Genomic DNA, 18,743 nt, shown 5'->3' with positions numbered 1-18,743 from the left:
AGCCCCTCTCCCGCTCGCGGGAGAGGGGTTGGGGAGAGGGCCGCGGCGACCTTCAGCACACCGCTCCGCCCGTCCCCTCTCCCGCCCTTCGGGCACCCTCTCCCGCACGCGGGAGAGGGAACAACATACGAGGCACCACATGAACACCGGCAAAGACCACATCATCAAGAGCTACGACGCGGAACTGGGTCGCCTCACCGGCGAGATCGTGCGCATGGGCGAACTGGCGGTGACCCAGCTGGAAGCGGCCATCGATGTGCTGGAGCGGCGCGACGAACGCGCCGCGCAACACGTGGTGGCCAACGACGAAGCGATCGACCAGCTCGAACAGGCCATCAGCCACGACGTGGTACGTCTGCTGGCACTGCGTGCACCGATGGCCGGCGACCTGCGCAACGTGTTCGCGGCGCTGCGCATCGCATCCGACATCGAGCGCATCGGCGACTACGCGGCGAACGTGGCCAAGCGATCCATCCCGCTGTCGATGGCACCGCCTGTCGCCCCCACCGGCGGCCTGCGTCACCTGGCCGAAATGGCGGCCACCGCCACGCGTGAAGTGCTGGCGGCCTATCGCGATGGCAACGTGGAGAGCGCCTACCGGGTGTGGAAAAACGACGTGGTGCTGGACGAGGCCTACACCGGCTACTTCCGCGAATTGCTCACCTACATGATGGAAGACCCGCGCAACATCACGCCGTGCACGCACCTGTTGTTCATGGCCAAGAACATCGAGCGCATTGGCGACCACGCCACCAACATTGCCGAAAACACCTGGTTCCAGGTCACCGGCGAGACGCTGGACAGCCAGCGCAGCAAACGCGATTTCACCGCCAGCCCGCAGCTGGATCGACTGGGCCCGCCGGTGGACAACGACTAGTCCGCGTGCCCGCCGCGGTAGTTCTTCTCGCCGGCGGTAACGCGCAGATCGAGCCGGTTCTCCGGCGGCGCCAGCGGGCAGGTGGCGAACGCGGTAAAGGCGCAGGGCGGGTTGTAGGCCTTGTTGAAATCGAGCGTGACCTTGCCGTTCTTCGGCGGGTCGATATACAGGAATCGCGCCGCGCCGTAGGTTTCACGGCCGCTGGTGCGGTCGGCGAATACCACGAAATACTGCGCGTCGCCCGGCACTTCGATCACCGGCAGGATCTCGAACGTCTTGCCGTCGCGGCTGAAGCGCGCCGTGCCGGGCACCGGATATTTCTCGGTAGTGCCGATCACGGTACCCATCTCCAGGGTCTGGCCTGCGGTCGCCGGCACCCAGTCGGCTTCGATGCGCCATGAGGGATCGATCGGAAAATAATCGATGCCGGCAAAGTCGCGCCGCGTCGGCGCCTCGCTGTCCTTGATCCGCAAACCCTTGCGGCCCTCGCGATCGATCACCAGGAAGCTGACGGTGCCCATGCTCACCAGGGTTGGCGCGCCCTCGCCTGCCTGCACGTCGTCGACCAGGGTGGCCTCGCGCAGCGGCTTGCCATCGATCGATGCGCCGCTGTCGGCGGCAAGCACCAGATGCACGCTGCCGTCCGCACGCAAAGTGACGACACCCAGATGCGCGGGCATCGCGCTGACCACGATGTCGTTGTCGGCGGCGCTGCCGATACGGTTCTCGCCCGGCTGCAACCACTCCAGTCCGATCAGACTCAGCCAGCCAGACGGCGCGGTCAGCCGCGCCACGCGGTCGGCACGCCATCGCTCCACGTCGTGGCGGTGATCGGTGCTGTTGGCGTGCACGGCGGTGACTCCCAGGATGGCGGTGGCGGCAAAAAGCATGAAACGTTTCATCATTGATCCGGATGGGGGGCTCAACGCCCGCGCATGAATAGTCTGTCCAGCTCGGCCAGGCTCAGCTGGGTCCAGGTCGGACGGCCGTGGTTGCATTGGCCGGAGCGCTCGGTGGCTTCCATCTCGCGCAGCAGCGCGTTCATCTCTGGCACGCTCAGCCGCCGCCCGGCACGTACCGAGCCGTGGCAGGCCATGGTCGAAAGCAGTTCGTTTTCCAGCTCACGCAGGCGGCGCGAACTGCCGTGCTGGGCCAGTTCCGACAGCACATCGCGGCTGAGCTGGCCCACGTCGGCGCCTTCCAGCAAGGCGGGGATGCGCCGCACCACGACGGTGGACGGGCCGCTGCGCGACAGCTCCAGCCCCCACTCGGCCAGCGCGTCGGCATGCTCCTCGGCCGCTGCCGCCTCCTTGGCGCTGACCGCGATGGACAGCGGCACCAGCAGCATCTGCGAGCGCAGGTTGCTGCTGGCACGGCCGGATTTCAGTTTCTCGTAGGTGATGCGTTCGTGCGCCGCGTGCATGTCGACCAGCACCAGGCCGTGCGCATTCTCGGCCAGCACGAAGATGCTTTTCAGCTGCGCGATGGCGAAACCCAGCGGCGGCGTCTCGCTGTCGTCGGCGGCGGGCATCGACGGGGCTGCGGGCATCGAGGGGCCGTCACCCAGCAAGGCGGCGTAGCCGGCCAGCGGCGCATCGCGCACGCCCAGGCTCAAACGACTCTGGCTGAACTGGCTCGGCCACGCCGGCGCACCGCCGCCGGATGGCGTGGCCGGGCTGGCGTAGGTCATTGCGGTGGCCAGCTCGGGTTCGGCCGTGGGCAAGGTACCCAGCCCGGCGCGGGTTTGCGCCAGCGCCTCGTGCAGTGTGCGGAACAGGAAATCGTGCACCAGCCGCTGCTCGCGAAAACGCACCTCATGCTTGGCCGGGTGCACGTTCACGTCGACGCCGGCGGGGTCGAGCTGCAGGTACAGCACGAACGCGGCGTGGCGGCCGTGGAACAGCACGTCGGCATACGCCTGGCGCACCGCATGGGCCACGATGCGATCACGCACCAGCCGCCCGTTGACGTAGAAATATTGCGAATCGGCCTGGGCACGCGATGCCGTGGGCAGGCCGACCCAGCCGGACAGATGCAGCCCCGCCGCCGCATGGTCGATGCGCAGGCTTTGGGCGGGAAACTCCTCGCCCAGCACCTCGGCCACACGTTGCAGCGCGGCGCGTTCGTCGCTGGCGGCTTTCCAGATGCGCACCGGCTTGCCGTTGTGGCTGAGCCGGAATTCCACACCGTCGCGGGCCAATGCCAGCGATTTCAGCAAGTCGTCGATGTGGGCGAATTCGGTACGCTCGGCGCGCATGAACTTGCGCCGCGCCGGCACGTTGTAGAACAAGTCGCGAATTTCGACGCTGGTGCCCTGCGGGTGTTGCGCCGGGCGCGCCGCCTGCAATTTCCCGCCATCGACCTCGATGCGGAACGCCGCCTCTTCACCGCTGGCGCGCGAGGTCAGCGCAAAGCGCGACACCGACGACACCGACGCCAGCGCTTCACCGCGGAAGCCCATGCTGGCCACGTGCTCCAGGTCATCGAAGCTGCCGATCTTGCTGGTGGCGTGCGACGCCACCGCCAGCGGCAATTCATCCACGGGGATGCCGCCGCCGTCGTCGCGCACGCGGATCAATCGCGCACCACCCGCTTCGATATCCACCTCGATGCGGCGAGCGCCGGCATCGAGGCTGTTTTCCACCAGTTCCTTGACCACCGACGACGGTCGCTCGATGACCTCGCCAGCGGCGATCTGATTGATGAGTGCGGGGGGTAACAGGCGAATGGCGGTCATCCGCCAACTTTAGCAGCGAACACCGTCACTGCCCGACCGTTCGGTCTTGCCGCCGTGCTTCAGCTGGTGGGAATGGCCAGCATCACGCCGGCGCGCACGGTGTCGCTGTTCATCTGGTTGGCGTTCTTGAGCGCGCTGACACTCACGCCGTACTGGCGCGCGATGCTGCCCAGGCTTTCGCCACGATTGACCTTGTGCAGATCACGCACGCCCGCGTCGGCGCGGGTGGACGATGACGTGGTCGACTTGTCGGCCGACGCCAACTGCACGCCACTGCGCTGCGCAGCCTGCGCCGCAAACCAGGTGCCCGGGGGCGGCGTGGATTCGAAATAGTTCTTCACCCCGCCCATCACGGCGGCCGCCAGCCGCTTCTGGTGGGTCGGATCGCGCAGCTTGCGCTCTTCCTTCGGATTGCTGATGAACGCCGTCTCGACCAGGATCGACGGCACATCGGGCGAACGCAGCACCACGAAATTCGCTTTTTCCACATAACCGCGATGGGTCGGGCCGAGTTGGGCCAGCGCCTTCAACACATTGCCGGCCACCACATCGCTGGCCTGCATCGCCCAGCCTTGTTGCAGATCGAGCAGCACCTTGGCCAGGCCGTCGTCCTTGTCGTCCAGCGTGGTGCCGCCGATCAGGTCGGCGCGGTTTTCGCGATCGGCCAGCCAGCGTGCGGCCTCGCTGGTCTTGCCGCGCGGCGACAATACCCACACCGACGAGCCCTTGGCGTCGTCACTGGTAAACGAGTCGGCGTGGATGGAGACGAACAGGTCGGCGTTGTTCTCGCGCGCGATCTTGTAGCGCTGCTTCAGCGGAATGTAGAAATCGCTGTTGCGGGTCAGTACGGCCTTCATGCCGGGCTGGCGGTTGATCATCGCCGCCAGGTCACGCGCCACCGCGAGGGTGACGTTCTTTTCCTGGGTGCCGCCGGGGCCATGGGCACCGGAATCCTTGCCGCCATGGCCGGCGTCGATCGCCACCACCACCGCGCGCTGACCGTTCAGCAGCGCAGCGGCCTGCTGGGTCGATGCACGGCTGCTGTGCGCAGGCGCGGCCTTCGGCGTGGCCGCCGTACTGACTACGCGATCAGCGGCGGCGCCGTCGGGATATAGGTCGAGCACCAGGCGGTAATTGTCGCCCTTGCTCGGTTCCAGCACGAAGCTCTTCAGGTGGCTGTCCGGCTGAACCTTGGCCGTGAGCTGCAGGTTCTTGCCGATGCGGGCGTGGCTCATGCCGCGCAGCAGGCCTTGCGCGGTCGGATCGGAAAAGCTGCGGCTGAAGCCGCTGTCGGGCAAATCGATCAGGACCTCGCCACCGTTCTGGCGGATCTTGTAATGCAGCGGCCCGGCCGCATCGATCACCACGCGGGTATAGTCCGGGCCGGCCCAGACGCGAACACCTTCGAGATTGGCGGCGTGAACGGCACCTATCGGCGCCACGGCGACCGCCGCGACAACCATCGCGCCACGACGAACGATGCTGTTCAGGTAACCGGCCATGGTCCGCATTGAAACGCACGCGCCTGCGGATTGCAAGAGGTTTTCCCTTGAATATCCATAACCTGCGGTTGCTTTGTCAGGGAATGTCCAGCTATCGGACGCAAGTGGCGCATTTCGCACGGATCGACGGCCATCGCCGCCCTGCATAATTTCGAACGAAAACGAGGGCTTAACGTAAACGGCGGCGCAGACGTTCGCCGCGGGCGGTGAGAACCTGCAACGCGGCGCGGCGCCCGTCGCCGGCGTAATCCATGTGCAGGGCCACATCCGCTGCCGGCAACGCGCCGGCGCCGCGCTCGGGCCATTCCACCAGCACCAGCGCGGAAGGGTCGGCCAGCGCGTCCAGGCCCAGCCATTCCAGCTCGCCCGGATCGGCAATGCGGTAAAGATCCAGATGCCACGCCGGCATCGCCCGGGCCTGGTAGCCCTCGATCAGGCTGTAGGTGGGACTCTTGATCCGCTCGCCTACGCCCAACGCCGTCAGCAGCGCCCGCGCGAAACTGGTCTTGCCGGCACCCAGCGGGCCGTGCAGATAGACCACGGCGCCTTCGTGCATCGCCGCCGCCATGCGTGTGGCCAGGGCAGCCGTGGCGGCCTCGTCGGGCAAGTCCCAGTTGGTCTTTTCCTGCGCATCAAGCATGAGAGGAGGCTCCATCAGGCAGCGCGTTGCCCAGGGCACGCAACGGATCGAGCAGGTCACTCGCCAGTAGGCCGCGCTCGCCCTGCCGCGCCGCGAGATCACCGGCGCGCGCGTGCAAGCCGACGGCCAGGCACGCCGCCTCCCACGGTTCGCACCCTTGCGCCAGCATGGCGGCAACAATACCCGTGAGCAGGTCGCCCATGCCGCCCGACGCCATGCCGGGGTTGCCCCACGGACAGACGTCCAGACGTCCATCCGCATCAGCGACAAGGCTGCCTGCACCTTTCAGCACCACCACCGCACCATAGCGGCTGGCAAGCTCGCGCACGGCGGAAAAACGATCGCGCTCGATGGCGTCGACGGTCATGCCAAGCAACCGCGCCGCCTCGCCGGGATGCGGCGTCATCACCGTGGGCGTGGTGAACACGCGCGGCTCGCGCGCCAGCAGGTTCAGACCGTCGGCGTCGAGCACGGTCGGCTTGCCGGCGTCCAGCGCGGTCAGCCACAACGCATGGCCCCACGCGCCCTTGCCCAGTCCCGGCCCCAGCGCCAGCACGCTGGCGCGTTCCAGCATCGGCTCCAGCGTTTGCGGGCCGTCGACGGCATGCACCATCAGTTCCGGCCGCGCCGCGTTCAGCGCGAACACGTGCTCGGCGCGTGTGGCGACGCTGACCAGGCCGGCACCCGCGCGCAAGGCGGCCTCGCCTGCCAGCCGCGCGGCACCGGCCATGCCGCGATCGCCACCGACAACCAGCACATGGCCGTTGTCGCCCTTGTTCGCATGGCGCGCGCGCGGCGGCAACGCCTCGGCGACCAGCAGCAAGGCATCCGGCTGAAGCGGCGAATACACGCTGGCCGGCACGCCCAGCGTGGCCAGCTCCAGCGCGCCGACCCGATCGACGGCGCGCCCGGTATGCAGCCCGCGCTTGTGCGCGATGAAGGTGACGGTGACATCGGCGCGGATCACCGCGCCAGGGCAATCGCCGCTGTCGGCAGACAGGCCGGACGGCAGGTCGAGTGCCAGCACGGGTATGGCGCTGGCGTTGATCGCTTCGATGAGCGCCGCTCCCGCCGCATCCGGCGCGCGGTTGAGACCGATGCCGTACATCGCGTCCACATGCACATCGACCTGGGGCAACGCCTCGGTGTCATCCCAAAGTCGCACCCTTCCGCCGGCGGCCTCCCACCCAGCGCGCGCCTGCGCCGCCTCGCCACGCGAGCTTTCGGTGAGCGCCACCACATCGACCTGCAACCCCGCCTCGCGCGCCAGCACGCCCAGCAGGAAACCGTCGCCGCCGTTGTTGCCGGGGCCGCAATGGATCGCGATCCGCGCTGCCTGCGGCCAATGCCGACGCAGGCTGTCGAATGCAGCATGGGCCGCACGCAACATCAGCTCGTGGTTGCTGACGGCCATGGCGTCCAGCGCACCGCGCTCCAGCGCGCGCACTTGGTCGACGGTGTAGAGGGCGCGATGCGGTGAGGTAGGCATCGGCGAATTATAAGCCTGCGCACGATTTACAATGACCGGATGTCCGCCGCCGATGTCCCTTCCACCACCGACTTTGCCGCGCTGGCCCGCGACATCAAGCACTGGGCGCGGGAGCTCGGGTTCGCCAACACCGGCATCAGCGGTGTCGACCTCGACGAGGACGAACAACACTTGCAGCGCTGGCTCGACGAGGGCCACCACGGCGAGATGGATTACATGGCCCGCCATGGCAGCAAACGCACGCGGCCGGCGGAACTGGAACCGGGCACGCAGCGGGTGATCTCGGTACGCATGGATTACATCCCGCCCGGCACCGCCAACGCGTGGGAGGTGCTGGGCGACGCGCAGGCAGGCTACGTGTCGCGCTACGCACTGGGCCGCGATTATCACAAGCTGATGCGCAGCCGGCTGCAGAAGCTGGCCGAACGCATCCAGGGCGTGGTCGGCGATTTCGGCTACCGGGCGTACGTGGATTCCGCGCCGGTGATGGAGAAGGCGCTGGCACGCAACGCGGGGTTGGGCTGGATCGGCAAGCACACGGTGCTGATCAATCGCCGCGCCGGCTCGTATTTCTTCCTGGGCGAGCTGTACACCGACCTGCCACTACCGGTCGACCCGCCGGCCAGCGCCCACTGCGGCACCTGCACCCGCTGCATCGACGTGTGTCCGACCCAGGCGATCCTGGGGCCGTACCAGCTCGATGCGAAGCGCTGCATTTCCTATCTCACGATCGAACTCAAGGGCAGCATCCCCGAGGATCTGCGCGCGCCGATGGGCAACCGCATCTTCGGCTGCGACGACTGCCAGTTGGTCTGCCCGTGGAACAAATTTGCGCAGGAAACCAGCGAGCCGGACTTCGCGCCGCGGCACAGCCTGGACGGCGCGAAGCTGGTGGAGCTGTTTGCGTGGACCGAGCAGGAGTTTCTCAAGCGCACCGAGGGCATGGCGATCCGCCGCACCGGTTACGAGGGCTGGCTGCGCAATATCGCGGTGGCGCTGGGCAACGCGCCCCGCTCAACCGAGGTTGTCGAGGCGCTGAATGCGCGTGCCGATCACCCTTCGCCAGTCGTGCGCGAGCACGTGGCATGGGCGCTGGCGCGGCAGCGCGGGTAAAGCCACGCGCTGGCTCAGGAAACCTCGGCCATCTGCTTGGGAATGGCGCGATTGGTGTGGCTGATGCGGTTGTGCGCGCCCACGTAGACCAGGGTCGGCTGGTACGTTTCCAGCTCCGCTTCGCTCAGCTGCACGAAGGCCGCGATGATCACCAGGTCACCGGCCTGCGCGCTGCGCGCGGCGCTGCCATTGACCGAGATGATGCCCGAGCCCTCTTCCGCGCGCAGCGCATAGGTGACGAAACGCTGGCCGCTGTTGACGTTCCAGGCGTGGATCTGCTCGTACTCGCGGATGCCCGAGGCATCCAGCAGCACGCCGTCGATCGCGATCGAACCCTCGTAGTGCAACTCGGCGTGGGTCACGGTGGCGCGATGGATCTTGGCCTTGAGCATGTTCAGGTGCATGACGTTCTGTTCCAGCAGGAGCTGTGTAAAGCGGCATTATACGGCCCGCGCGTCGCTGCGTCGCAACACGACGTCTGGCACGGGACGTGTTTCGGGTGTCAGTCGAGCAGCAGGTTGTCGATCAGGCGCGTGCTGCCGAGCCGCGCAGCCACCAGCGCCACCAGCCGCTCGCCGGCCTGGCCGCTGGGTTCGGCCAGATTTTCCGCGTCGCGGATCACCACGTAATCCGGCGCAAAACCGGCGCGTACCAGGCGCGCATGCGCCGCCTGCTCCACCGCTTGCCATGGGTGGCCCGCGTCCAGCAGCTCGCGCATCTGCAGCAAGGTGGAATGGATGTACGGCGCGCGGCTGCGCTCCTCCGGCGACAGATACTGGTTGCGTGAACTCAGCGCCAGGCCGTCGTCGGCGCGCAGGATCGGCGCGGACACCACTTTTATCGGCAGCGAGAGATCGCGCACCATGCGCTCGATCACCCTCAGCTGCTGGAAATCCTTCTGGCCGAATACCGCCAGATCCGGCTGCACCAGGTTGAACAGCTTGCACACCACCGTGGCCATGCCATCGAAATGGCCGGGGCGATGCGCGCCTTCCAGCATCGTGGTGATGCCGGGCACACGCAGCAGCACGGTGCTAGCGGGGCCGAACGGATACAGGGTGGCCACTTCCGGCGCAAACAGCAGGTCGCATTCCTGCTCGGTCAGCGCGGCGCTGTCCTGCACCAGCGTGCGCGGATAGCGCTCGAAATCCTCGTTCGGCCCGAACTGGGTCGGGTTGACGAACACGCTGGCCACCACCTTGTCGGCGCGGGCACGCGCCAGCCGGATCAGCGACTGATGCCCGGCGTGCAGGTTGCCCATGGTGGGCACGAAACCCACCGTCTGGCCTTGGGAACGCCAACCACGGATGGTGGCACGGAGTGCGGCGGCGTCCTGGACGGTTTGCATGGGTCGGGTTCCGTCAGTCAGCTGAAGCAATGCTCGGGACCGGGAAAGGCACCGCTGCGCACGTCGGCGGCGTAGGCACCGATGGCCGCGCTCACCGAACCGTTGCCGGCCAGGAAATCCTTGCTGAATTTCGGTCGCTTGCCCGGCGTGATGCCCAACATGTCGTGGATCACCAGCACCTGCCCGTCGCAATGCGGGCCGGCGCCGATGCCGATCACCGGAATCTGCAGCGCGCCGGTCACCCGCTCGCCCAGCCCGGTAGGCACGCCTTCGAGCACCAGCAAGGCGGCACCGGCAGCCTGCACGGCCAGCGCCTCGGCGAGGATGCGGTCGGCGGCGGCCTCGTCGCGGCCCTGGATCCGGAAGCCGCCGAATTTGTGCACCGATTGCGGGGTCAGGCCCAGGTGCGCACAGACGGGAATCGCGCGCGCGGTCAGGACGTCGATGATCTCCAGCACATGCGGCGCGGCGCCCTCGATCTTCACCATCGCGGCACCCGCCTCGCCCACCAGGCGCGCAGCCGCCGCCATCGCGTGCGCGGTGTCGCGGTCGGCCATGAACGGCAGGTCGGCCACCAGCATGGTGGCGGACAACCCCCGCGCCACGGCACTCGTGTGATAGACCATCTGGTCCAGCGTTACGGGCAAGGTGCTGCTGTGGCCCTGCACCACCATGCCCAGCGAATCGCCCACCAGCGCGATATCGACACCGGCGTTTTCCAGGTGCCAGGCGAAACTGGTGTCGTAGGCGGTGAGCATCACGATGCGCTGGCCAGCCGCCTTCATGACATGCAGGCTCGGCACGGTGACCGGCTTGCGCGGCGGGGCTTCGGCATTCTGTACGTACACGGCACTTCCTGCGGCGGTCAAACGGCAATTATCCGGCGGATCGCGATCTTGCCTCAAGCCAGCGCTACGCAACCGTGAATATCGACCCGCGCCAACAGCTCGGCCACCGTCCCGGCCGGCAGTTGCAGCTCGGGCGCCACGTCAGCCAATGGCAGCAGCACGAAGGCGCGCTCGGCGATGCGTGGATGGGGAACGGTCAGCCGCGCATCATCGATGCGGACACCGTCCATGTACAGGAGATCGAGGTCCAGCGTACGCGGCCCGTTGCGCTCAAGTCGAACGCGACCGGCCTGCTGTTCGATCGCATGCAGGGCATCGAGCAAGGCATGCGGCGACAAACCGGTGTCGATGGCAACCACCGCGTTGATGAAATCCGGCTGGTCGAGAACGCCCCACGGCGGCGTGCAATACAGCCGCGAGCGCTGCAGCACCCGGCTGTCCCGCAGCCCCTGCAAGGCATCCATCGCATCGAGCACCTGCTGGCGCGGATCGCCCAGGTTGCTGCCCAGGGCAATGAAGGCCCGCGTCACGCCGATCCCGCGTTACCCGATTTGCGCCGGCGCCGCCGCGGACGCGGTGGTTTGCCGACGGGAGCGGCGACCGGGTCGCTGGCCGCATTGCCACCGCCAACCGGCAAGGCCGCGGAGAGCACGTCGGGCGGCAACTGCTGGGCGTGCGCCCACCACTGGCCCAGTTGCAGCGTCGCCGGCGATTCGTCGGCGCGCAGCAGCAGGAAATCGAACGCGGCGCGGAAGCGCGGGTGCGCCATCAGGCGGAACACGCGCTTGCGCTGTACCTGTTCGAAACGCGGCTGCAGCGACCAGATCTCCTCCATCGTGAAGGTGAACCGACGCGGGATGGCCACGCGCTGGCACTGCTCGCCAACCACCTGGGCCGCCGCGCGCGCCCAGGCATCGGTGCGCTCCACGCCGCGTCCGGTCAGCTGCTGCGCCACGTCGCGCACCTCGCCCCACAACAGCACCGCAAACAGGAACGCGGGCGTCACCGACTTGCCCTCGCGTACCCGCGCATCGGTGTTGGCCAGGCCGTGCTCGACCAGCGCGCGCAACGCGGCATCGCCGCGCTTGAGCGCCCGCGCGGTGGCGGGAAACAGGAACTTCAGCAGGCCGCACTGCTCCAGCATGTGGAAACTCTTCAAGCCGTTTCCGCTGAGGAACATCTTCAGCGATTCATCGAAGAGGCGCGCTGGCGCGGCGTCACCCAGCAGCGGCCCCAGCGCCTCGAACGGCGCCATCGCGGCCGCGTCGATGTGCATGTCCAGCTTGGCCGCCAACCGCGCCGCGCGCAGCATGCGCACCGGGTCCTCGCGATAGCGTGTTTCCGGATCGCCGATCAGGCGCAGCACGCGGTCGTGCAGGTCCCGCATGCCGCCCACGTAGTCGCGGACGGAAAAATCGCTGATGTCGTAATACATCGCGTTGACGCGGAAGTCGCGGCGAATCGCATCCTCCTCGATCGTGCCCCAGATGTTGTCGCGCACGATGCGTCCGTCGACGATGCTGCGGTCGCCTTCGCAACCCTCCTCGCCCAGGCCGCGAAAGGTGGCCACCTCGATGATCTCCGGGCCAAACACCACATGCGCCAGGCGGAAGCGACGGCCGATCAGGCGGCAATTGCGGAACAGGTGCTTCACCTCGTCCGGGGTGGCGCTGGTGGCCACGTCGAAATCCTTCGGCTGCAGGCCCAGCAGCAGATCGCGCACGGCGCCGCCGACCAGGTAGGCGGTGTAGCCGGCTTCATTCAGGCGATACAGCACGCGCAGCGCCGCCTTGCTGATGTTCTTGCGCGAGATGATGTGCTGATCGCGCGGGATGATCTTCAGCGCGGATGGGGCGTTGGTTCGTGAGTCGAGGTTCAAGCGGTCAGAATCCTTCCAGGTGCACGGCACCCATGACTATATCAATCAGGGCGCTCGATACCGCCGATGCGCCGCCGATGCATTGGACGCCTGATTGCCACGGCAACCAGCGTGTTTGCGGCGGCGTGGACGAATGACCGGTTGCGAGGCATTGCCGCCCGAAACAATTTCGCTATACTAGCGCGCCTCGCAAGAGAACGCTCCCTTCGTCTAGTGGCCCAGGACACTGCCCTCTCAAGGCGGGAACACGAGTTCGAACCTCGTAGGGAGCACCACCTCGCTTCATTTGTGCAATCTTCCGTGATTGCCGTTGTCGGGAAGGATTCCGGCGACCCGGCCAACCTTGTTGTTGGTCAGATCAAAAGTGGCCATCCATGGCCGCACTCTTCACAAGAGCGTTCGATCGCCACGCTTGTACAGCTGTTCGATCGACGCTCCATCCAAAGCAGACTCGCTTTCATGACTTTCGTCGTCGTCGACAACTGCATCAAGTGCAAGTACACCGATTGCGTTGAAGTCTGCCCGGTCGATGCCTTCCGCGAAGGCCCCAATTTTCTCGCCATCGATCCCGACGACTGCATCGACTGCACGTTGTGCGAACCCGAGTGCCCGGCCAACGCGATCTATCCCGAAGACGACGTGCCGGCCGGCCAGGAAGCGTTCGTGGCGCTCAACGCCGAACTGGCCCGCGACTGGCCGGTGATCACCGAGCGCAAAGATGCCCCCGCCGACGCCAGCGAGTGGGACGGCAAGCCGGGCAAGCTCCCGTTGCTGCAGCGCTGAGCAAACCTCATCCACAAAAAAGCCGCCCGAGGGCGGCTTTTTTTTGGCGCCTGGCCGGACTTAGTTCGTCAGCTCCGCTTTCAGCGAATCGATGACCTTGCCCACGGCGTTGACGCCACCCTTGGCGCGTACTTCGCTGCCGTAGGTACCGCTGTCACCAACGGTTACCACGACCTGCTGCGCCGCGCCGCCCGATGCGGTGGCATCGCTGCGTTTTTCGCGGTGGAACATGCGGCCGAAGAAGCCCCGCTTCTTCGCGGCACCGGCAACGGCAACCGTATAGCTGTGCGCGGCATCATCGTGGCTGAGCACCTTGCCCACCTTGCCGTCCTGCAGCACCTGCCCGACCCGCTGATAGACCGTGTCGATCGGGCCGGACGTGATGAAGCCGTCGGAAATCTCGCCGGCGCTGGGGCCGACGGAGGCCCTGGCACCATTGGAGGTCGGCTGGTTGGCACCGGGCGGCGGAATGTTCAGCGCTGCCGTGGCCGAGGGCGTATCCAGACCCGGCGGAATCTCCAGCGGCGACTCCTGCACGGCGGTCTCCCATGCCTTGTGCGAGCGGAACATGCCGCAACCGGCAAGCAGCAAACCGCAGAGGGCAAGCGCGGGCACGGTGACGAGGAGCGAGGTTTTCTTCATGTAATGGGATTCCGTGGAAGGATCGGGCCGCCGCAACGCCGCAGCGCTTCAGGCAGCAGTGGCCAAGGATGCCAGACTGGACAGTGCTTGGCGCAGTCGGACACGTTCCGGGCCTTCATTCAATTCAACAAGCGGCAACCGCGGCAACGCCAGACCAAGCCCCAGCTCGGGCAGCCCCGCCTTCACCGCGATCGGATTCGGCGCGCAATTGAGCGCCTTCAACAACGGCTCCAACGCCGCGAGGCAACGCGCCGCCGCCTCCCTGTCGCCGCTGACCGCCGCGTCGCAAAGTGCGCGGAACGCCTTGGGCACCAGGTTGGCCACCACCGAGACGGTACCGTTCGCCCCGGCGAGCATGGCGTCGGTGGCGGTGGCGTCATCACCGGACAGGTAGACGAAATTCTCGCCCGCAAGTTCCGCAAGCGCGCGAATGCGTTCGGCATCGCCGCGGGCTTCCTTGATGCCGATGATCGCCGGATGGTCGCGTAGACGGGCGACGGTTTCCGGCAGCATGTCGCAGGCGGTACGGATCGACACGTTGTACAGCAGCAGCGGCAGGCCGCCGTGGTCGGCCACTTCCAGGAAATGACGACGCATGCCTTCCTGGGTCGGACGCACGTAGTAAGGCACCACCACCAGCGCCGCATCGGCGCCAAGCGCCTGCGCGCGCCGCGTGGCTTCCACCGTCTTGGCCGTGCCCGCCTCGCCGGTGCCGGCGATCACCGGCACCCGGCCGTTCACATGGCGAACGGCGAACGTCAGCAGGCGGTCGAACTCTTCGGGTTCCAGCATGTGCGCTTCGCCGGTGGAACCGGCCACCACCACGCCCTGCGTGCCACCCTCGAGTTGATAGTCGAGCAGGCGGCCGAAGGCCGGCAGATCGAGCCCGCCATCGGCGGCAAACGGGGTGACCAATGCACAGATGCTTCCACGAATGTTCAAGACACGTCCCGCCCGGCAATCAGCCGTCTATGTTACTTGCGGGCTCGCCGGACGGGCAAGTAAGCTCGAACGGAGTCATTCCGCATCATGCGGACTTCCCACGGGCAAACCTCTTGAAATCTTCTTCCGCTTCCTCCGTCCGCGCGGGCGCCGACGAGCAACTGCTGATCCAGGTACTCACGCCGGCACTGCAATCGCCCCTGCTGACGCTGGCACGACGCATCGCCGATGCCGGCTGCAACCTGGCCGAGGCGCGGGTCGCCACGATCGGCACGGAAATCTCGCTGATGCTGCTTGCCACCGGCGCCTGGGATGCGCTGGCCAAGCTGGAATCGGCGCTGACCAAGCTGGCCCGCGACGAAAGCCTGCGGCTGGTGCACTACCGCACCCGGCCGCGCGAAAACAGCTCGCATCTGTTGCCGTATCTGGTCGAAGTGGTGGCCGCCGACCGCCCCGGCATCGTGGCGCGCATCGTGGAATTCTTCAGCCAGCACGAGATCAGCGTGGAGCAGCTGAACTCCACCCATTACCAGGCCATGCAGACCGGCGCTGAAATGTTCCAGGCCCAGTTCACCATCGGCATCCCTTCGGAAATCCACATCGCCGCGCTGCGCGACGACTTTCTCGAACTGTGCGACGGGCTGAATCTGGACGCGATCATGGACCCGGTGAAATTCTGAGGATCGCGCGATCCATCGACGCTGGCAAGGTCTGTCATCCGCCGTGCGGCAAGCGCTAGTCTTGGGCCATGCGGCCTCCGCCGCGATGGAGCGTCCATGCCCGAAATCGGCAAGAAAGTCCCACCGCTCACCGGGCCCACCGGCACCGGCGAGCCACTGAAACTGGCCAGCCTCAAGGGTCAGTGGGTCGTCCTCTACTTCTACCCCAGGGACAGCACCCCCGGCTGCACCACCGAGGCACAGGATTTCCGCGACCTCTACCCGCAATTCCGCCAGCGCGGCGCGCGGATCGTCGGCGTCTCGCGTGATGCCGTCGCCTCGCACGCCCGGTTTGCGGAGAAGCAGGCGCTGCCCTTCCCGCTTGTATCCGACCCCGACGAAACCTGGTGCAAGGCGTTCGACGTGATCCACGAGAAGGTGTTGTACGGCAAGCGCCACATGGGCGTGGTGCGCAGCACGTTCCTGATCGATCCCGACGGCAAACTGTCACGGGAATGGCGCAAGGTGAAAGTCGCCGGCCACGCGCAGGAAGTGCTCGACGCCATTCCCGCCGCGTGAGCGCGCACCCCGCATCGTTTTTTCCGGTGTGGCACGCCACGCCTCTCCGCCCGCGACCGCAGCATCGCGATCCCTCTCCCACCACCCGCGAGGATTCTTCCGCATGACCGGAAGCAAGCGCATCTACGCTCTGGACACCAACGTTCTGCTGCATGACCCGACCTCGCTGTTCCATTTCGAGGAACACGACGTCTTCATCCCGATGACCGTGCTGGAGGAACTGGACGAGAAAAAGAAGGGCGCGTCGGAAGTCTCACGCAATGGCCGCCAGGTCAGCCGCTTCCTCAATGAGCTGATCGAGCGCGGCAAACAGCACGACTTGGCCGATGGGCTGGAGCTGACCAACCCCGCCGGCATCAAGCTGAAGCGCGGATCGGCCGTGGGCCGGCTGTATTTCCAGCAGCGCGTCAGCAACGGCCACGGCAAGGCCGACAACCAGATCCTGGCCGCGGTGATCGAACTGCACGAGCAGCATCCCGACCGCACCGTGATCCTGGTGACCAAGGACATCAACCTGCGGATCAAGGCCAGCATCCAGGGCATCACCGCGGAGGATTACGAGAACGACCGCGCGCTGGACGATTTCTCGCTGCTCTACAACGGCGTGGACGCGTTGCCGGAAGACTTCTGGGAGCAGCATCCGGAAGTGGAATCGTGGACCGAACGCGGGCGCACCTACTACCGCCTCGATCGCCACGAAAGCGAGGAGTGGTATCCCAACGAATGCCTGTACATGCCGGGCGAAGGCGGCATCGAGTTGCGCGTGCTGGAAGTCGGCGACGACACCGCCACGCTGGTGCTGCTGGATGACCACTCGCATGCCAATCATCACGTGTGGGGTATCGGCGCACGCAATCGCGAGCAGAATTTCGCGCTCAACGCGCTGATGGATCCGGATATCGATTTCGTCACCCTGCTGGGCAACGCCGGCACCGGCAAGACGCTGCTGGCACTGGCCGCCGGACTGGCCCAGGTAATGGATCAGCAGCGCTACCGCGAAATCATCATGACCCGTGCCACCGTTTCCGTGGGCGAAGACATCGGTTTCCTGCCCGGCACCGAGGAGGAAAAGATGACGCCATGGATGGGCGCGCTGACCGACAACCTGGAAGTGCTGGCCAACCCGGAAGATGGCGGCAGCTGGGGCCGCCAGGCCACCAACGACCTGCTGGCCTCGCGCATCAAGATCCGCTCGCTGAACTTCATGCGCGGGCGCACCTTCCTGTCGCGCTACCTGATCATCGACGAGGCGCAGAACCTCACGCCGAAGCAAATGAAAACCCTGATCACCCGCGCCGGCCCCGGCACCAAGATCGTCTGCCTGGGCAACGTCGAGCAGATCGACACGCCCTACCTCACCGAAACCACCTCCGGCCTCACCTACGCGGTGGACCGCTTCAAGCAATGGGAACATTCGGCGCACATCACGCTGCGTCGTGGCGAGCGTTCACGGCTGGCGGATTTCGCGGCGGAGACGCTGTAAGCCGGGATTGGGGATTCGGGATTGGGGATTCGCAAGAGCTCGAAACCGGCGTCTTGTCGGTGAGCGGAACATCCTCGCGCGGCTGAATGCCGCGCGGGGAATCGGGCGGCGGCCGAGCCGGAGCGCGGCAAGCGCGTAGAATGGCAGGCTCCGAAATCCCTGCCACGGCTGCTCGCGTCGCCATGATTCTTACGCCCCGTCTCATCCTGCTCGCCATCTTCGTTTTCTTTGCGCTGTGCGTGCTGCTGGTGCATCTGCGCGGGCGCGTGCGGCTGCGCTTCGATCGCCAGCTGGTCGACCATTCGGCGATCTTCGCGCCGTACAACCTGCTGATGTACGCGTTCTCGGCGGTGCCGGCAAAACCCATCCTGGACCGCCGCGGCTTTCCGGAGCTGGATCTGCTGCAGGCCAACTGGCAGACGATTCGCGACGAGGCGCTGCACCTCACCGACGCCGGCCATATCCGTGGCACCACGGCCAACAACGACGCCAGCTTCAACAGCTTCATCAAGCAGGGCTGGAAGCGTTTCTACCTGAAGTGGTACGGCGAGCCGCTGGCCTCGGCCCAGGCGCTGTGCCCGAAGACGGTGGAACTGCTCAATGCCATCCCCGGCATCAAGGCGGCGATGTTCGCCACGCTGGCGCCCAACAGCAAACTCAACCCGCACCGCGACCCGTTCGCCGGCTCGCTGCGCTATCACCTGGGCCTGATCACGCCGAACTCGCGCGACTGCCGCATCTTCGTCGATGGCGAGGAACACGCCTGGGGCGACGGCAAGGACGTGGTGTTCGACGAGACCTTCGTGCACTGGGTGGAAAACAAGACCGACCAGACCCGGGTCATCCTGTTCGCCGATGTCGAACGCCCGCTGCGCACGCGCTGGATGAGTTCGATCAACCATCGCGTCGGTGCGTTCATGGGCAAGATAACGGCCTCGCCCAACAGCGACGCGGGAACCGATAAAACCGGTTTCGTGAATCGCCTGTACGCACTCAGCCAGCGCAAGGGCGCCAGCCATCGCTGGAAGGCCGAGTTCAAGCGCCGCCATCGCAAGGTATACAAGGCGGCCAAGTACGTTGGGATCCTGATCCTGATGTGGCTGATCTTCCTGGCGCCGTGGCCGTTTTTCGGCTGACGACCGGCGGGTCTTCATCCATGGCGCCCTGAGCGGTCACATCGCACCGCGCTCGCGCGTCCTTGCCGGATATCGCCGTGGAGAAC

At 66.4% G+C, this 18,743-nt stretch carries 19 protein-coding genes and 1 tRNA gene; 8 read left to right on the top strand and 12 right to left on the bottom strand.

The features are described 5' to 3' along the window. Nucleotides 1-139: 139 nt before the first annotated feature. The gene (gene phoU, locus UU9_RS15320; RefSeq protein WP_007082684.1) at nucleotides 140-877 is read left to right on the top strand and encodes a phosphate signaling complex protein PhoU; all 738 of its coding nucleotides are present in this window, start codon (nucleotides 140-142) and stop codon (nucleotides 875-877) included. Here phoU and UU9_RS15315 read toward each other — a convergent pair. The 5 genes from UU9_RS15315 to UU9_RS15295 all read right to left on the bottom strand — a co-directional run bounded on the left by UU9_RS15315 (nucleotide 874) and on the right by UU9_RS15295 (nucleotide 7,245). Then, nucleotides 874-1,779: a DUF1684 domain-containing protein gene (locus UU9_RS15315; RefSeq protein ID WP_007082683.1), complete on the bottom strand. Its 906-nt coding sequence runs from the start codon at nucleotides 1,777-1,779 to the stop codon at nucleotides 874-876. The genes phoU and UU9_RS15315 overlap by 4 nt on opposite strands. Before the next feature lie 20 nt (nucleotides 1,780-1,799). Then, nucleotides 1,800-3,614 carry a DNA mismatch repair endonuclease MutL gene (gene mutL, locus UU9_RS15310; protein ID WP_007082682.1) on the bottom strand — a complete coding sequence of 605 codons (1,815 nt, stop codon included), beginning with the start codon at nucleotides 3,612-3,614 and terminating at the stop codon, nucleotides 1,800-1,802. A gap of 59 nt (nucleotides 3,615-3,673) precedes the next feature. Further along, nucleotides 3,674-5,116, bottom strand: a complete 1,443-nt coding sequence (locus UU9_RS15305) for an N-acetylmuramoyl-L-alanine amidase family protein (RefSeq protein WP_040671185.1) — start codon at nucleotides 5,114-5,116, stop codon at nucleotides 3,674-3,676. Between the two features lie 169 nt (nucleotides 5,117-5,285). Continuing rightward, nucleotides 5,286-5,756 (bottom strand): tRNA (adenosine(37)-N6)-threonylcarbamoyltransferase complex ATPase subunit type 1 TsaE, encoded by a 471-nt coding sequence (gene tsaE, locus UU9_RS15300; RefSeq protein WP_007082680.1) that lies wholly within the window; start codon nucleotides 5,754-5,756, stop codon nucleotides 5,286-5,288. Beyond that, the gene (locus tag UU9_RS15295; RefSeq protein WP_007082679.1) at nucleotides 5,749-7,245 is read right to left on the bottom strand and encodes a bifunctional ADP-dependent NAD(P)H-hydrate dehydratase/NAD(P)H-hydrate epimerase; all 1,497 of its coding nucleotides are present in this window, start codon (nucleotides 7,243-7,245) and stop codon (nucleotides 5,749-5,751) included. The genes tsaE and UU9_RS15295 overlap by 8 nt, the downstream gene beginning before the upstream one ends. Nucleotides 7,246-7,284: 39 nt before the next feature. On the opposite strand from UU9_RS15295, the gene queG reads away from it, so the two are divergent. Continuing rightward, nucleotides 7,285-8,358: a tRNA epoxyqueuosine(34) reductase QueG gene (gene queG, locus UU9_RS15290; protein ID WP_007082678.1), complete on the top strand. Its 1,074-nt coding sequence runs from the start codon at nucleotides 7,285-7,287 to the stop codon at nucleotides 8,356-8,358. 14 nt (nucleotides 8,359-8,372) lie between these two features. Here queG and panD read toward each other — a convergent pair whose 3' ends face one another. The 5 genes from panD to pcnB form a co-directional block, all read right to left on the bottom strand. Beyond that, on the bottom strand, nucleotides 8,373-8,762 hold the full coding sequence (gene panD / locus UU9_RS15285) for an aspartate 1-decarboxylase (protein WP_007082677.1): 390 nt from the start codon (nucleotides 8,760-8,762) through the stop codon (nucleotides 8,373-8,375). Between the two features lie 98 nt (nucleotides 8,763-8,860). Continuing rightward, complete coding sequence (gene panC / locus UU9_RS15280; protein WP_007082676.1) at nucleotides 8,861-9,706, bottom strand: pantoate--beta-alanine ligase; 846 nt, start codon at nucleotides 9,704-9,706, stop codon at nucleotides 8,861-8,863. Nucleotides 9,707-9,723: 17 nt separating this feature from the next. Next, on the bottom strand, nucleotides 9,724-10,554 hold the full coding sequence (panB, locus tag UU9_RS15275; RefSeq protein ID WP_007082675.1) for a 3-methyl-2-oxobutanoate hydroxymethyltransferase: 831 nt from the start codon (nucleotides 10,552-10,554) through the stop codon (nucleotides 9,724-9,726). 53 nt (nucleotides 10,555-10,607) lie between these two features. Next, the gene (gene folK, locus UU9_RS15270) at nucleotides 10,608-11,084 is read right to left on the bottom strand and encodes a 2-amino-4-hydroxy-6-hydroxymethyldihydropteridine diphosphokinase (RefSeq protein ID WP_007082674.1); all 477 of its coding nucleotides are present in this window, start codon (nucleotides 11,082-11,084) and stop codon (nucleotides 10,608-10,610) included. Next, on the bottom strand, nucleotides 11,081-12,433 hold the full coding sequence (gene pcnB / locus UU9_RS15265) for a polynucleotide adenylyltransferase PcnB (protein ID WP_007082673.1): 1,353 nt from the start codon (nucleotides 12,431-12,433) through the stop codon (nucleotides 11,081-11,083). Before pcnB ends, folK begins: the two co-directional genes overlap by 4 nt. 199 nt (nucleotides 12,434-12,632) lie before the next feature. Here pcnB and UU9_RS15260 point away from each other — a divergent pair. After that, nucleotides 12,633-12,708 (top strand) — tRNA-Glu (locus UU9_RS15260). A 184-nt stretch (nucleotides 12,709-12,892) separates the two neighbouring features. Then, nucleotides 12,893-13,216 carry a ferredoxin FdxA gene (fdxA, locus tag UU9_RS15255; RefSeq protein WP_007082672.1) on the top strand — a complete coding sequence of 108 codons (324 nt, stop codon included), beginning with the start codon at nucleotides 12,893-12,895 and terminating at the stop codon, nucleotides 13,214-13,216. A 60-nt stretch (nucleotides 13,217-13,276) separates the two neighbouring features. Here fdxA and UU9_RS15250 read toward each other — a convergent pair whose 3' ends face one another. After that, entirely contained in the window at nucleotides 13,277-13,858 is a 582-nt protein-coding gene (locus UU9_RS15250; RefSeq protein WP_007082671.1) for a hypothetical protein, read from the bottom strand. Nucleotides 13,859-13,906: 48 nt separating this feature from the next. Then, on the bottom strand, nucleotides 13,907-14,800 hold the full coding sequence (gene dapA, locus UU9_RS15245; protein ID WP_040671181.1) for a 4-hydroxy-tetrahydrodipicolinate synthase: 894 nt from the start codon (nucleotides 14,798-14,800) through the stop codon (nucleotides 13,907-13,909). Between the two features lie 113 nt (nucleotides 14,801-14,913). Between dapA and UU9_RS15240 the strand changes: the two genes are divergently transcribed. From UU9_RS15240 to UU9_RS15225, 4 genes are all read left to right on the top strand, one after another. Further along, nucleotides 14,914-15,480 carry a glycine cleavage system transcriptional repressor gene (locus tag UU9_RS15240; protein ID WP_007082669.1) on the top strand — a complete coding sequence of 189 codons (567 nt, stop codon included), beginning with the start codon at nucleotides 14,914-14,916 and terminating at the stop codon, nucleotides 15,478-15,480. Between the two features lie 96 nt (nucleotides 15,481-15,576). After that, nucleotides 15,577-16,038, top strand: a complete 462-nt coding sequence (locus UU9_RS15235) for a peroxiredoxin (RefSeq protein WP_007082668.1) — start codon at nucleotides 15,577-15,579, stop codon at nucleotides 16,036-16,038. A gap of 103 nt (nucleotides 16,039-16,141) precedes the next feature. Next, on the top strand, nucleotides 16,142-17,521 hold the full coding sequence (locus tag UU9_RS15230; RefSeq protein WP_007082667.1) for a PhoH family protein: 1,380 nt from the start codon (nucleotides 16,142-16,144) through the stop codon (nucleotides 17,519-17,521). 182 nt (nucleotides 17,522-17,703) lie between these two features. Next, nucleotides 17,704-18,657 (top strand): aspartyl/asparaginyl beta-hydroxylase domain-containing protein, encoded by a 954-nt coding sequence (locus UU9_RS15225; protein ID WP_040671180.1) that lies wholly within the window; start codon nucleotides 17,704-17,706, stop codon nucleotides 18,655-18,657. Nucleotides 18,658-18,743 lie beyond the last annotated feature (86 nt).

Origin of the sequence: Rhodanobacter fulvus Jip2 (assembly GCF_000264315.1) — a bacterium.
GTDB classification, from domain to species: domain Bacteria; phylum Pseudomonadota; class Gammaproteobacteria; order Xanthomonadales; family Rhodanobacteraceae; genus Rhodanobacter; species Rhodanobacter fulvus.
This window is presented reverse-complemented; position numbering and strand designations above follow the sequence as displayed.